The sequence below is a fragment of the Clostridium sp. CM042 genome (genome assembly GCF_055080995.1).
The window spans coordinates 855,288-870,518 of the sequence record NZ_CM143646.1; the positions used below are offsets into that span (position 1 = coordinate 855,288).

Sequence of the window (15,231 nt, forward strand, 5' to 3'; positions counted from 1 at the left end):
ATACTGAGGTTGATTTGTAAACCATATAAAATCATAATAATGAAAATTATGGTTAAATATGAATTTAATTGTCACCTGTGATGATATAATATTAACGACTTTGAAATGTCGTTAAATCATTTTAATTTATGCCTGCTTCATCAACTATTGACATAACATTTTCTTTTAACTCAGTTATTTTTTTAGATGTATTCTCTAAGGAATTTCCTTTAACAGATAAATAAATTTTCATTTTTGGTTCAGTTCCAGAAGGCCTAACTACAAACCAAGAACCATCCTCTAAGACAAACTTTAATACATTTGATTTTGGCAATTCAATTATTTTCTCTTTATTTGTGATTAAATCCACTTCTAAACCAGTTCTATAATCCATTTTTTTTATAATTTTGTTATTACCTATTAAGCCGTTCATTGAATGTCTTAAATGTTCTATTATATTACCTATTTTTTCTGCGCCATCTTTTCCTGCAAGTTCTATTGAAACTAAACCTTCCTCGTAGTATCCATGTTCTTTATAAATATCCATCAAAGCATCATATAAACTCATACCTTTGTTTTTGTAGTAGAGTGTCATTTCACAAATTAGCATTGCAGCTATTACTGCATCTTTATCACGCACAAAATTTCCTGCTAAATAACCAAAGCTTTCTTCAAAACCAAATATAAATTCTTTTTCACCCGCATTTTCAAACTCTTTAATTTTTTCTCCAATATACTTAAATCCTGTGAGTACATCTAACACTTCAACATTATATTTTTTCCCAATACCCTCTACCATATTCGTAGTTACAATAGTTTTTATTACTACACCATTTTTAGGCAAACCATTAGTTTCACTTAATGATTTTAAAATATAATTACTTAATAATACACCTGTCTGATTCCCTGTAAGAACCTTATATTTTCCCTCTTTGTCTTTAACTACTACTCCAATCCTATCACAGTCAGGGTCTGTACCAAAAATAATGTCTGGATTAATGTCTTTTGCCATAATAAGCGCCAATCCAAATACCGTTGGTTCTTCTGGATTAGGATATGGTGCCGTGGGAAAATTTCCATCTGGCATTTCCTGTTCTTTTACAACAAATACATTATCATATCCTAATTCTTTTAAAACTCTTCTCACAGGCACGTTTCCAGAGCCATGAATAGGAGTATAAATTATTTTTAAATCCTTGGCATATTCCTTAACTAGGTCTTTTCTCATAGTTAAATTTTTAACCTTATCAATGTATGATAAATAAAGATTCTCTCCAATTATTGTTAGCATTCCATTGGTTTTTGCTTTATGAAAATCCATAGTTTTAACCTTAGAAAAATCTTTTATGCTGGCCGCACAATTTATAATTTGGCTTGCAGCTTCATCAGTGACTTGTCCACCATCATCCCCATAAACCTTATATCCATTGTACTCTTTAGGATTATGTGATGCTGTAATAACAATACCCGCTTTACTTTTTAGTGCTCGTACAGCATAAGATAAAATTGGAGTTGGTGTTAATGCTTCAAATAAATTAACAAAAATACCATTACCACAAAGAGTTTCTGCGGCAGCTGTTGCAAATTCCTTAGACATATTTCTTGAATCATACGCTATGCTAACTGATATATTTTCCTTATATCTTGAGTTCAAATAATCTGCTAACCCTTGAGTAGCTTTACCTATGGTATGTATATTCATTCTGTTTGTTCCCGCTCCAATTACACCTCTTAGTCCCCCTGTACCAAACTCTAAATCCTTGTAAAATCTATCTTCAATTTCTTTTTCATCTACTAACTGCATTAGCTCTTTCTTTAATTTCAAATCTATCAAATTAGAATTAATCCAACTTTTATATTTTTCTTTGTACGTCATATATTACCCTCCTTATATTCCTCTGAGGAAGAAAACAATTATTATCTTCCTTGCTACTCCTCCTAATCTATCTTTAGTCTATCACATTATACTATCAATACATTACAAATAAAAGGCATTTTTTACAAATAACCCACTGTTACATATTCTCAATAACTTTATTTTCTACTAAAAAGCTTAATTGCCTAGCATTTACGACATGATTATCTTTTATTTGAAGATTATAATTGCAATTATATATCTAATCATTTATAATTATAAATTGGCTGAATGAATATACTATAAAGAACCGTTTTAAAAATTTGGAACATTTAAATAAATAGACTATGCTAACATACTGACTCATTATTTATTTAAATGTTTTCTAATATAAATTCTTTTGAAAGGGGTGTATAGATTGTATAGATTAAATCAAAATGAAACTCCACTATTTGATGCTCTAATGGAATATGTAGACAGAGAAACCTTACCTTTTCACGTGCCTGGGCATAAAAAAGGAATAGGCGCTGATGAACAATTTAGAAATTTTATGGGGGAAAACCCTTTTAAAATTGACGTTACGGTTTTTAAACTTGTTGATAGTTTTCACCACCCAACTGGACCTATTAAAAAGGCGCAAGAATTAGCAGCGGATGCTTATGGTGCTGATGCATCATTTTTCTCAGTACATGGAACTTCTGGTGCTATTCAAGCTATGATTATGTCTGTAGTTGGATCTGGTGATAAAATAATTGTACCTAGAAATGTGCATAAATCCATAACCGGTGGTATCATTTTATCAGGTGCAGTGCCAGTTTATATGCAACCAGAACTAGATAAAAAAATAGGTGTTGCTCATGGGGTTTCTCCAGAGACAGTGAAAGAAACCTTAAAGAATAATCCTGATGCAAAAGCTGTGCTTATAATTAATCCAACATATTATGGAGTTTCCACTGATATTAAGAAAATTGCAGATATTGTTCATGAATACGATATTCCTTTTATAGTTGATGAAGCTCATGGCCCTCATCTTAATTTTAATAGCAAATTACCAATGTCAGCAATGGAAGCTGGTGCAGACATCTGTGCTCAAAGCACTCATAAAATTATAGGTTCATTAACTCAAAGTTCAATGCTACATGTTAATTCAAAGCGTGTTAACCCTGCTAGAGTTAAACAACTAATAAACTTAATGCACACAACGTCACCTTCCTACATACTAATGGCATCACTGGATTGTGCTAGGAGACAAATTGCATTAGAGGGAACTCAGCTTTTAGAAAAAACTATTGATTTATGTAATTATGTAAGAAGTGAAGTAAATAAAATCCCAGGATTTTATTGTTTTGGCGAAGAGGTCTTAGATGGTTTTGGTGCTTACGCTTTCGATCCAACTAAAATCACAATGACTTGTAGAGATTTAGGTATAACTGGTTATGACTTAGATATGATTCTCTCTAACAAATATCATATCCAAATGGAATTATCTGATCTTTATAACATATTAGCCGTTGGTTCCTTTGGAGATACAAAAGATGGAATGGATAAGTTATTACAAGCTCTAGTAGAAATAAGCAATGAATACTATGGCAAAGGCACACCAAAATCCGATTTTATTGATATTCCTAGTATTCCAGAGCAAGTTCAAATTCCACGTGAGGCTTTCAACAGTATAAATACTGCTGTAGAAATTAAAAATAGTGTTGGTATGATAAGCGGAGAATTCTTACTGGCTTATCCACCTGGTATTCCAGTGCTTTGCCCCGGTGAGAGAATAACTCAAGAGATTTTAGATTATGTTGAAAAATTAAAAAACACTGGATTGTATGTTCAAGGAACTGAAGACCCTGAAGTTGAATATATAAAAGTTGTCCGCGAAGAAGATGCTGTTTATATAACTGTTGACTAGAAGCAAAAAGAACTCCTAATTAGGAGTTCTTTTTGCTTCTATTGAATTTTACTCTATAATCAACATTTGCTTTTTCAATAGTGCCTAAGTACTTAAAATATTGAGTGTCTTGCATTTCACTTATTGTTTCACAGGTATTAACCAATTTAATAAAATACTCCATAACATGGCTTATCTTATTTAATTGTTGGGCTAATTTATGATTAAATCTAGTGAACATTTGTTTTCTCTTCTTTTCGGAAGTCCTTTTAATATTTGCATAGCATTCTCTTGCAGAATATACCAATCTTATCTTTTGTAAATTTATACTTAAGGCATCTCTATATGTTGGTAATAATTCTTCCAACATGTGTGCATTAAAATATCCTTTTTCTTTTTTAAATTCCTGAGCTTTACCAATAAGTTGTTTTAAAGCTTCATTATTTTTTTTTCTAATACCAGGCAATTCAATAACAATTTGTTTTACCTTTTCTGAGTCCACAATACCTTCTTTAGTTAACAAATCTAAACCCTCAGCCACTAACTTATAGTCCTTCCTATCCTTTTCAATTGTAGATTCATCTTGAAATGAATTTACTATGCAAGCTCTGTTTTCTACATTATAAAATATTTCTGAAAAATAAGCTAATTTCGCTAGTCTTTCTTGTAAAGATCTTTCAGTAGCAATTTCATTTTTTTCATTAATATAAAGATATCCCAAATTTTCTTTACGAAAACTTTTAAACAATTTCTTTGAAAATGTAATCTCTCTATATAATATATTATTATATTCTAGCGGGGTAGAGATCCTAACTACTTCACCTTTCTTTGTATATTGCTTTATATGCTCTAATATTTCTTTAGATGCTAGTGTGTATATTGGCATTTTTATTCCTCCTTTGTTTTCTCATTTACGATTCTAAGAGCTTTTACACATGTTTTTGCCAATTTAACGACATTTCAGAAGGAAAGTCTCCTACTTCTATAAGTGGGAGTATAAATCTCCTTCTGAAGTCGTCAATTCATCTTCTTCGAAGCTGTGCAGCTCCGCAGGAGATGATTTAATCTACTAATAGAAGTAGGGAATTAAAAAAGTCACAATATTTCAGTGACCTTTTAATAAATTTAATATAAAATTCTATTATTAACATTTTGTATGGATCTACACCCCGTGAGCACCATAGCTGATTTTAATTCACCTTTAAGGTAATCAATATAAGATTTTACACCTTCAGTCTTACCTCCAAATGATGCGCTCACAAATGGCCTACCAATAAGTACAGCATCTGCACCTAGTGCTAACATTTTAAGTATATCTGCTCCACTTCGAACTCCACCATCAGCTAAAATAATTACTTTACCCTTAACTTCCTCCGCAATTTCCGTAAGAACATCTGCTACACCCGGAGTTTGGTCTAATACTCTCCCACCATGGTTTGACACTACAATTGCGGCCACCCCTGCATCCACCGCAAGCTTTGCTTCGTCTGCTGTCATTATTCCCTTTAAAATAAATGGAAGCTTCGTTGATTCAACAATTTCTTTAATCTCTTCTACGGTTTTAGGCATAACTGGCTTGCCATGAAGCGCTAACGTAATAAGACCGCAAGCATCTATATCCATACCTATAGCAAATGCGCCTGCTTTTTCTGCTAATTTAATTTTTTCTATAACGTTTGCATTTTCCCAAGGTTTTATTATTGCAATGCCGTTTCCACCCTGTTTCTCTAATTCACAAAGATTAGTCGTGAAAAAAGAATCTACAGCAGTATCTCCCACCATTGGGATTATACCCCCCTTAAGGCATCCACTAATAACCCAAGATATATATTCTTCTTCACTAAATTTACCACCCATATTTAAAGTAGTTCCAGATACGGGAGCTGCGAATACAGGCATATCCATTTTTCTTCCAAATAGTTCTATAGAAGTATCAGGATTTTTTGCATCATGTATAGTTCTCATATTAAGTTTATAAGCTGCTAGTGACTCTATATTAATTTTAAAAGCATCTCCTGTTCCTTTTCCGCCCATTCCAGGTACTTCTCCAGCACAGGCAACTCCATTACATATAGGACAAACTCTACAGCTTTTGTTTAAATTTCCTCTAGCTTCTTTTAAAACATCTTTATAATTCATTTTATTTCCCCCTTAATTATAATTCTAAATCATCTAAATTTTCTTCTGTAAAAACTTTTATTCCCTTAGATATTAATAACTGTGCAGTAACTCCATTGCCGTTTCTTTTGGTTCCACTGAAAGTTCCATCGTATATTTTGTGAGTCCCACAAGAAGGACTTCGCGCTTTTAAAATAGCAATACTAGCTCCAACTGTTTGTGCAATTTCAAGAGTTTCATAAGCCCCTTTTATAAACTTTGCGGTTACATCATCATCTTCTGGTCCAAGAATTCTAGCTTTGCCTTCCAACACATCTCTACCATCGCCATTTACAATTTCATGAGGAGCCCTAGGGGTTTCTTGTCCCCCTAGTTGCTCTGGACAAACAGGTATTGCTTTTCCTTCTTTTAAGAGTTTAAGCACCCTTACATCTAAATTATTTCCGCCGTCATACTTACAATTAATGCCACATAAACAAGCACTTACAATAATCACGCCATAACCATCCTTTATTTTAGTTCTACTACAGTAACTCCACTACCGCCTTCACCATAATTCCCTAATCTATATGTTTTAACATGTCCATGTCTCTTTAACATATCTGTAATAGCTTTTCTTAAAACTCCCGTTCCCTTACCATGGATAATTGTTGCTTCTTTAAGTCCTCCTAAACAAGCTTCATCTAAATATTTATCAACAGTATAAATAGCCTCCTCCGAATCCATACCTCTTAAATCTACAGAGGTTGATACACTTCTTATATTTAGCTTCATCTCTCTCTTAATTATCTTTGCCTTTTTCTTATCTTCCTCGGTAAGCTTTGATTCTCGCAGATCACCCACTTTAACATTTATCTTCATAATACCAGCTTGAACCTGTACCTCACCTTTTTTATCAGGTTTTGAGATTACAATAACCTTTTGGTTAAGAGATGGTAGGTATACCTCCTGACCTTGCTTTACATTTTTTAATTTTTCTCCTAGTTCGTCATTGCTTTTTTCTACATGTCTCTCTAAGGTTTCAAGCTTATTTTTGATTTTCATTCTTTCCTCTTCAAGCTTTTGCCTTGCTTCAGACGAATATCCAAGTTTCTCCAGTTGTCTCATGTTTTTAAGAATTACATCTGATTCTTCCTTGGCATCTTTTATAAGTCTCTTTGCTTCCCTTTGAGCTTCATACATTGCATTTTCTCTAATGTTTTCAAGTTTATATAATTTTTCCTGATATTTATCTTTTAACTTACTAGCTTCTAGTTTCAGAGCTTCAGATTCCCTAGCATCGCGCTCTGCCTTTATGCTCTTTTCTTGCAAACTTTGAACTAATTCTTCAAACTCCAATGTATCTTTGGAAATATTCTCTTTTGCATTTTTAATAATATAATCTGGAAGACCTAGTCTCTTAGATATTTCAAAAGCATTTGATTTACCTGGCACTCCAATTATCAGTCTATAGGTTGGGCTTAACGTATCTACATTAAATTCTACAGAGGCATTTTCAACCCCTGTGGTTTTTAAAGCATATCCTTTTAATTCACTATAATGGGTAGTCGCAACTACTTTTGTACCTCTTGCTCTTAAATTTTCGAGAATTGAAACAGCAAGTGCTGCTCCCTCTGTAGGATCTGTTCCGGCCCCTAATTCATCAAATAGAGCTAGAGATTTTTTATCTGCTTTTTCAATTATATTTACTATATTTGTCATATGAGAAGAAAATGTAGATAAGCTTTGCTCTATGCTTTGCTCATCACCTATATCTGCGAAAATCTCATGAAAAAAGCTTACTATGGAACCTTCTCTAGCTGGAATTAAAATCCCACTCATAGCCATTAACTGAATTAAGCCTACAGTTTTTAAAGTTACTGTTTTACCCCCTGTATTAGGTCCCGTTATTACAAGTGAAGTAAATTCTCCTCCTAAATAAATATTACTAGGTACTACAACCGACGGATCTATCAAAGGGTGCCTTGCTTCAATTATATCTATTGCTCCCTCTTCATTAACCCTTGGAATAATAGCATTAATTTCTATTGCATACGCTGCCTTTGCAAAAATAAAATCTAATTCCCATACTATATTTGCATTGTTACCAACAATATTTATATTTTCATATATCTTATAGGATAATTCAGCCAAAATCCTCTCAACCTCAGCCTTTTCCTTTAACATAATTTCCTTAATTTCATTATTTAGATTCACTAAACTCATTGGCTCAATAAATAGTGTAGCCCCTGAGGAACTCTGGTCATGCACAATTCCTGGAACACTACCTTTATGTTCTGTTTTAACGGGAATTACGTATCTATCCCCTCTTATAGTATAAATACTTTCTTGAAGATATTTTGCATTTGATCTAACTAATGAAGTTACCTTATCTTTTACTGAAGCATTTTTCTCTTTTAGCGATTTTCTTAAGCTAAAAAGCAAACTACTAGCCCTATCAGAAATTTCTTCATCACTTATTATAGCTATAAAAATTTCATCTTCTAATTTTTTTATTGGAACAATTCCAATACATATATCTTCTAAAACTCTATAGGACCGCTCATCTGCTTCGTTACCAACATAATTTTGAAATAATCTAGCACACCTAAGCATTTGCGCTATACGCAAAAGTTGCGTTGGCATAAGTGACGCTGCTTTTGATGCCCTGATTATTGCAGATCGAACATCATATATGCCTTCAAACGGTGCACTTCCTTTTTTTGATAAAAGCAGGAGTGCCTCATTAGTTTCCTGTAAGTGTTCTTTTACTTCATAAATATTACTGTACGGCTCCAAAGCCTCTATAAGGTCTTTACCTGCCGTAGTGTGCGTGTATGCTTTAATTTTCTCTTTGATTTTATAGTATTCTAAAACCTTTAATGATTTTGTATTCATGCTTCACCGTCTTTCCTTTTTTAAAAAATTTAGAGTTCATTTTTATATTATATATCACTATTTATTCAACGCCTCTTTTATAGTGGCCTCTAGTATAGTTTTTAAATTCTCCTTGCCATTCTCTGTTAATATAATTTCTAAGAACCTCAATAGTTTCCTCATAATTTTCATGGATAAAATCTAATCTAAAAGATGAAATTTTGTTTTTTACAATTTCGTCCATGTTAGAAATCAAATTCACAGGCACATTATTATAAATATAACTTCTACAATATTTGTCAGTATTAATACTAAACTCTTCGCCTTTTCTATCCTTAAGTGTATAAGATCCTTTAATGCATTTCTCTGTGCAAGTTTTATTTTCGCTCTTTTTACCAAAAACACTTCCTATAGCACAGTATTCGCTTACCATAAGTTCATATTTTCCGTAAACCATAATTTGCAGTGGCAGTGAACTTTTAGATGCTATTTCTTTTATTTCTTTTTGGTTCAATTCAACACTAATACACGTTCCGCCCAAGTAATCCTTGTAAAAATCACTTGCATACCTATTAAAAATATTTAATTTATAATCTCCAATTATAGTGATTTTTTTATTAAATCTACTAATTATTCCTAAATTAGCGGTAATAATACCTTTAACTTTATTTGAATTATTTTCAATAAACTCACAAATAGTTTCAAACTCTTCCCTTATGATATTAGGGATTTTCAGATAAATATTTACATCATGCTTATTAAAGTCAATGTTACACCCTCTCATAAAAGGGTTTACAGCAATATTATCAAAACCCATTTCAACTACTGCTCTTAATTGCTCCTCACTGGTTACATATATAAGTGTCTCTGGTATAATGTTATCTTTCTTATTATTAGGATCTATATAATTCTTTTCACCCAGAAGGCTGATTTTTCTATCATAATTAATCTGTGCAGATTTCTTTTCTCTTTTATACTTTCCTATTATATAATTTTGAATACCACTCGTTAACTCTCGCCTCACTAAATTTAATGCAGCCATTGGCACAAAACCATCTTCAAAGCTTTCAAAATTCACTTCATTTATTTTGAAAGGCGTGTCTCCTGTTTTAGAAATATTTTGAATAATACGTTCTCTATCCAGTGGTTTATTTATTGCTTCTTGGACGAGCTCTCCCTTAATATAAAAGTTTTTCTTCATGTAACTAGCACTTATTTTTAGAGGCTTATTTACTCTAAAATCTATTGAAAGATTTAGTTCTAATTTTCGCTTAAATACATCTCTGTAGCTCTTTGAAAGCTCATTCATTAATTCCTCATCAGAAATCTTATATAAAAGGTCCCCAGCTTTAAATTTAGTTGGTTTTAATAAAACCCTATCGCCGATTACTGCATTTTGAATCTCCATTCCATCTTTAATAATTTTTGATATAGCAAACCCATCATCAAGGAACATTACACCATCTTTTAAGGCTACATTTTCTAAAAGAATTATTGACAAATCAGAAGCGACTTTTCCAATTGGAAGTCCAGAGTTTTTAGGAATGTTATATGCCATCATATCTTTTCCTGTATTACCATATAAATAAGCTTTTGAAAACCCTTCTCTATTAAATAATTGTGTTAAAACTTTAGTATCCTTATCTAACTTTTGTATTTTATTATTATAAATATTGTCGAGCACTCGTCTATATATTTCCACTGTGCCTGCAACATATTCTGGTTTTTTCATTCTTCCTTCTATTTTTAGTGAAGATGTTCCGCTTTGAGCTATATCTTTTAAGTTGTCTATTGTACAAGTATCTTTAGGACTTAAAATGTATGCTCTGCCTGACTCTTTAGAACTTTTATCTATCAGTGTATAAGGTAACCTACAAGGTTGAGCACATCTACCTCTATTTCCGCTCCTACCTCCAATAATGCTACTCATAAGACACTGTCCTGAATAACATATACATAAAGCTCCATGAACAAAAACTTCTGTTTCCACCTTTAATGTATTAGATATGTAATCAATTTCTTTTAAACTAAGCTCTCTTGAGAGAACTATCCTTTTGAATCCAATTTCTTTTAAAAATAAGGCACCTTCACCATTGTGAATTGTCATCTGCGTTGAAGCATGGAGCTCAAAATCTGGAAAATTATTTTTTATTAAATATATTAATCCTAAATCTTGAACAATTAAAGCATCTACTCCTACACTATATAAAAACCCTACATACTCCAAAATTTCTTTTAATTCATTATCTTTTACTAATGTATTTAACGTAACATATACTTTAACTCCATAAATATGGCAATAGTCTACTGCAAGAGCCATATTCTCATTATCAAAATTAAAAGCATTTGCTCTTGCTGAGAACTTACTTCCTCCTATATAAACTGCATCTGCCTGCATTTGTACTGCTGCGTATACGCTTTCCATACTTCCAGCAGGGGCTAGTAATTCAATCTTTTCCATTTGCATCTCTCCTAATAAGTGTTCTAAGTCTTATTATACAGTAAATGTTGTCATAAATTAAGAGATTTTAATATTTACATCGTTGCACCAAAACCTCCACTAGATTTTCAGTAGAGGTTTCAATACTTATTTAATTATTTTGAGATTTCAATTTGTGTATTATTATTAACTAATGATTTACTTTTCATTATAAATATAAATCCATATTGGATTAATGATTGCTTTAATAATTTTTATTGTTTAAGAAATTCAAAACCCTCTTAGAAAATAAATTTTAGAATTACTTAGCGATGTGAACGCATTGGAGTAATATATACTTTTCGTTATAGAATATTTAAGAAAAAATTTTAATCAAGAATTTCTAAATAGGTTTTATATAAATCATTTATTGATTTTTCAAAGTTATAATTTTCATGAACATAATTTTTCAGCATACTATCCTTACGTTTTTCAAATCCACTCTTTACTGCTTTTAATATACTGTTATTATCATATGGATCACAATATAGAGCCATATCTTTAAAATATTCTTTTGCACAACCTTCTTGCGACGATACTATATTACAACCACTTGCTGCTGCCTCCAGGGATGATAAGCCCGGCATTTCTGCAAAACCTGAGTTCACATGTACCCTTGCAAATCTATAGGCATTGTATACATTATAGCTATCCATAAAGCCTAAATGTATTACATTTTTAAAGTCAGTACATCGCTTAAGATACTCACCGTCATTTGCACTTCCTATTAAAACTAACTGCTTTCCGAGTTTATCACATATAGTGCATAAAGCTAGTTGATTTTTACTCGCGCATATTCTCCCCACACATAAAACATAATTATTTAAATTATATCTCTCTGTAAAATTATATAAAGGTATATCTTCGTTTTCAACTTCTACACCATTGTAGATAACTCTATATTCCGTATTCACATTAAATTCTTTCTGAATAAGATTCTTTTCTAATTCACTATTGCATAATACAACTTTACACTTTTTTAGAATTTCCTCCTTATAACTACTACACTTTTCGTATAGCTTCATACTTTCAATTTTGTTGTTTATCAAATGATATTTTTTCATATCCCAGTGCATGGGAGATATCACTAAGTTTTTTTTGTAAAAATGTGCAATTTTATAGTATCTGTATGTTTCCCCTGCAGTATCAATATTAAATAAATGTACTATATCATAATCGGAATAGTCATATATGCCACCATCATTTATATCTACGGTTACCCCTAATTTGCGTAGGTATTTCGCTGTTTTAATTACATTCATAGAATCACCTGCAAAATTTCTGTAATAATCTTGTCTAACACACAGTAGAACTTTCATTATGCATTTCCCCCTATAACTTGCTACTTTTCCATATAACTATGCTATATTATGTTTATTTATCACATTTCACTAAACATAATATAAACTTATATTTTCTATTCTTTTATTTATATACTATTAATTTATACAGTAAAAGTTCTATATAATTGTTTAAAATTTATTATTAAATTTATATAAAATAAATTCACTGAAAAGCAAATAGATGTGCTTAATATAATTAAGGCACCTATAATATCTATAGATGCCTCATCTTAAAATTTTATGATTGTAATTTCCAAACATATTCTCCTAATTTATTAATATATCCAATTCTTTTTCCTAATTCAACCCTTGCAATTCCACCAATAAATTCATATGCTTCTTCAAAACTTGGCTCTATAACTATTTCCCCTATGCAATCTATGTAACCCCACTTTTCTCCTATTTGAGCTGCCATTAACCCTTCACTCATAATATCTACATCTTCAAACTTAGTGGGTATTATAATGCTTCCATTTTTATCAATGCAACCATATTTTTCATTCTCACAAATTACAGCTATGCCTTCATAGAAACTATCTGCCCATTGAAACTTGGGTTTTATAATAAGCTCGCCGCCGCAATCTATATAGCCATATTTTTCTCTCATTTCAACTGGCGCTAATCCATCATTGAACTCTCCACAAACATTATATCGAAGAGGTATAATTATTTCTCCCTTATTGTTTATATAGCCATACTTCCCCTTAGTGCAAACAGGTGCCATCCCACCGTTAAATGCATGGGCATACTCATAAATTGCATCTATTATAACTTTGCCATCTTTATCAATATAAGCTATTCTACCGCCTATTTGCACTGCTGCCAATCCTTCACTAAAGTTGCCTGCATCTAAAAAGTTTACCGGCACTATTTCTGTACCTTCAGCATCTATATATCCCCACATATATCCATTCTTTACTGCAGCTCTTCCCTCCATAAAGAAGTTAGCTTCATCATATTTAGGCTCAACTATAATTTCACCGCTTAAATTAATATAGCCTTTCTTTCCTTCTAACTTTATTACTGCAAATCCTTCGCTAAACTGCTGAACTTCATCATACTTAGGTTCTATTACAACCTCTCCAGCCTTATTAATAAAGCCATACTTTTCCTCTATTCCAATTATCGCCAATTCGCCTTCAAACTCCTCAGCATAATTAAATTTACACTCTATAACTACATTGCCTTCCTTATCTATATACCCATATCTTTTTTTTGATTTCACAGGATATAATGTTTTCTCATTCTTCATAACTATAACTTCCTTTCTTATATATATCTACAAAATAATGCTTACAGGACAATGATCCGATCCTACAACATCATTTAAAATATCAGCTTCTTTTAATTCACTTAGTAACTCTTCAGTTACAAAAAAATAGTCAATTCTCCATCCTACATTTTTTTCTCTAGCCTTAAATCTATAACTCCACCAAGAATATTTGATTTCTGCCCCATGGAGATATCTAAAAGTATCAACATAACCATATGATATGAATTTATCCATCCAAGCTCTCTCTATCGGTAAGAACCCTGAATATTTTTCGTTTGCTTTTGGATTTTTAAGATCTATTTCTTTGTGTGCAGTATTGTAATCTCCACAAATAATTAACTTTTTTCCTTTTAGTTTAAGCGTCTCACAGTATGCGAGTAGTGCATCATAAAAGTCCATTTTATAATTTAATCTTTCTTCGTCTCTTTGTCCATTAGGAAAATATATGTTAAATAGAGTAAACTTTTCAAACTCAGTTATTAATATTCTACCTTCACTATCAAATCTTTCTATTCCAATACCGTACGTAACAGATATTGGTTTTTGCTTAGTATATGTAGCTACGCCACTATACCCCTTTTTCTCTGCACACGAAAAATATGAATAATAACCCTCTATATTTTTAAGCTCCTCAACTATTTGGTTTTCTTGGATTTTTGTTTCTTGAACACATAAAATATCTGGCTGTTCTTCATTAATCCATTCAATAAATCCTTTGTTTTTTATAGCTCTTATGCCATTTACATTCCATGAATAAATTTTCATAAAAACACCTTCCTTTCTACAGTTATTTCATACAAGTGCATTATCTATATAATTTTCACATATTCTATATTTAATATATCATATTATTGAATATTATTGAATTATTTATTTAGATATGCCTATCACAAGTATTATATCCTACATGGTAAAGGAGTCCAATTAAATTAATTGCTTCTACAAATTAAATTTCACTATATTTAAAAATTATCTTTTAGTAAAATTACTATCACCCTTATGGTTAAATTTGAATATTATTATATTGAAAGGGGGTTTTATACATGAATTCCAGAGAAAAATATGTTGGAAATAAAGAGGATTTTTACTTTTTCTTAAAGGATGAAGTTATAAGATTATTCAAGGACAAACTCAAAATAGAAGGAAACCGTGTTTTAATACCAGATAATGAAGACTTAGATTATGAATTTAAATTTGTTAGCAACGAAAATTATGGTGATTTCTCAATTAACGTTAAATGGGGACAAAAACCAGAAGAAAATAAAAGTTTTCTAAAAGATTTTCTAGAAGATCTTCAAGAAGATTCTCAAGAAGATTTTCAAGAAGCTCTTCAAGAAGATTCTCAAGGAGATTCAAACATGGTTATAGATAAATTTTTGACCATGAATGACTATTAAATTATGTATTAACTAATATGTTTTTACAAAACTTTCTTTTCCT

Annotated in this window: 11 protein-coding genes; 2 read left to right on the forward strand and 9 right to left on the reverse strand. The window is 31.4% G+C overall.

Annotated elements, in window-relative coordinates; translation table 11 throughout:
* Positions 1-121: 121 nt before the first annotated feature.
* Positions 122-1,855: a phospho-sugar mutase gene (locus ACWJJ7_RS04075; RefSeq protein ID WP_462964063.1), complete on the reverse strand. Its 1,734-nt coding sequence runs from the start codon at positions 1,853-1,855 to the stop codon at positions 122-124.
* A 397-nt stretch (positions 1,856-2,252) separates the two neighbouring features.
* On the opposite strand from ACWJJ7_RS04075, the gene ACWJJ7_RS04080 reads away from it, so the two are divergent.
* A complete protein-coding gene (locus ACWJJ7_RS04080) occupies positions 2,253-3,743 on the forward strand; it encodes an aminotransferase class I/II-fold pyridoxal phosphate-dependent enzyme (RefSeq protein ID WP_462964064.1) in 1,491 nt (496 codons plus the stop codon).
* Positions 3,744-3,762: 19 nt separating this feature from the next.
* Here the strand turns inward: ACWJJ7_RS04080 and ACWJJ7_RS04085 are convergent, their stop codons facing one another.
* From ACWJJ7_RS04085 to ACWJJ7_RS04120, 8 genes are all read right to left on the reverse strand, one after another.
* Complete coding sequence (locus ACWJJ7_RS04085; RefSeq protein ID WP_462964065.1) at positions 3,763-4,608, reverse strand: hypothetical protein; 846 nt, start codon at positions 4,606-4,608, stop codon at positions 3,763-3,765.
* A gap of 239 nt (positions 4,609-4,847) precedes the next feature.
* Positions 4,848-5,861 (reverse strand): alpha-hydroxy-acid oxidizing protein, encoded by a 1,014-nt coding sequence (locus ACWJJ7_RS04090; RefSeq protein ID WP_462964066.1) that lies wholly within the window; start codon positions 5,859-5,861, stop codon positions 4,848-4,850.
* Between the two features lie 16 nt (positions 5,862-5,877).
* The gene (locus ACWJJ7_RS04095) at positions 5,878-6,336 is read right to left on the reverse strand and encodes a 2-thiouracil desulfurase family protein (RefSeq protein WP_462964067.1); all 459 of its coding nucleotides are present in this window, start codon (positions 6,334-6,336) and stop codon (positions 5,878-5,880) included.
* 14 nt (positions 6,337-6,350) lie between these two features.
* On the reverse strand, positions 6,351-8,717 hold the full coding sequence (locus tag ACWJJ7_RS04100; protein WP_462964068.1) for an endonuclease MutS2: 2,367 nt from the start codon (positions 8,715-8,717) through the stop codon (positions 6,351-6,353).
* Between the two features lie 61 nt (positions 8,718-8,778).
* Positions 8,779-11,157: a U32 family peptidase gene (locus tag ACWJJ7_RS04105; protein ID WP_462964069.1), complete on the reverse strand. Its 2,379-nt coding sequence runs from the start codon at positions 11,155-11,157 to the stop codon at positions 8,779-8,781.
* Between the two features lie 347 nt (positions 11,158-11,504).
* Positions 11,505-12,494 (reverse strand): glycosyltransferase family 4 protein, encoded by a 990-nt coding sequence (locus ACWJJ7_RS04110; protein WP_462964070.1) that lies wholly within the window; start codon positions 12,492-12,494, stop codon positions 11,505-11,507.
* 262 nt (positions 12,495-12,756) lie between these two features.
* The gene (locus ACWJJ7_RS04115) at positions 12,757-13,770 is read right to left on the reverse strand and encodes a WG repeat-containing protein (protein WP_462964071.1); all 1,014 of its coding nucleotides are present in this window, start codon (positions 13,768-13,770) and stop codon (positions 12,757-12,759) included.
* A 27-nt stretch (positions 13,771-13,797) separates the two neighbouring features.
* Positions 13,798-14,556, reverse strand: a complete 759-nt coding sequence (locus tag ACWJJ7_RS04120) for an exodeoxyribonuclease III (protein WP_462964072.1) — start codon at positions 14,554-14,556, stop codon at positions 13,798-13,800.
* Positions 14,557-14,834: 278 nt separating this feature from the next.
* On the opposite strand from ACWJJ7_RS04120, the gene ACWJJ7_RS04125 reads away from it, so the two are divergent.
* Positions 14,835-15,188, forward strand: coding sequence for a hypothetical protein (locus ACWJJ7_RS04125; protein ID WP_462964073.1), 354 nt, complete (start codon positions 14,835-14,837; stop codon positions 15,186-15,188).
* The last annotated feature ends 43 nt before the right edge of the window (positions 15,189-15,231 follow it).

What these genes read in the sequence shown, in the direction of transcription:
- ACWJJ7_RS04110 (WP_462964070.1), bottom strand. Translation starts at nt 12,494, where the DNA reads ATGAAAGTTCTACTGTGTGTTAGACAAGATTATTACAGAAATTTTGCA.
- ACWJJ7_RS04120 (WP_462964072.1), bottom strand. Translation starts at nt 14,556, where the DNA reads ATGAAAATTTATTCATGGAATGTAAATGGCATAAGAGCTATAAAAAAC.
- ACWJJ7_RS04085 (WP_462964065.1), bottom strand. Translation starts at nt 4,608, where the DNA reads ATGCCAATATACACACTAGCATCTAAAGAAATATTAGAGCATATAAAG.
- ACWJJ7_RS04090 (WP_462964066.1), bottom strand. Translation starts at nt 5,861, where the DNA reads ATGAATTATAAAGATGTTTTAAAAGAAGCTAGAGGAAATTTAAACAAA.
- ACWJJ7_RS04125 (WP_462964073.1), top strand. Translation starts at nt 14,835, where the DNA reads ATGAATTCCAGAGAAAAATATGTTGGAAATAAAGAGGATTTTTACTTT.
- ACWJJ7_RS04075 (WP_462964063.1), bottom strand. Translation starts at nt 1,855, where the DNA reads ATGACGTACAAAGAAAAATATAAAAGTTGGATTAATTCTAATTTGATA.
- ACWJJ7_RS04100 (WP_462964068.1), bottom strand. Translation starts at nt 8,717, where the DNA reads ATGAATACAAAATCATTAAAGGTTTTAGAATACTATAAAATCAAAGAG.
- ACWJJ7_RS04115 (WP_462964071.1), bottom strand. Translation starts at nt 13,770, where the DNA reads ATGAAGAATGAGAAAACATTATATCCTGTGAAATCAAAAAAAAGATAT.
- ACWJJ7_RS04105 (WP_462964069.1), bottom strand. Translation starts at nt 11,157, where the DNA reads ATGGAAAAGATTGAATTACTAGCCCCTGCTGGAAGTATGGAAAGCGTA.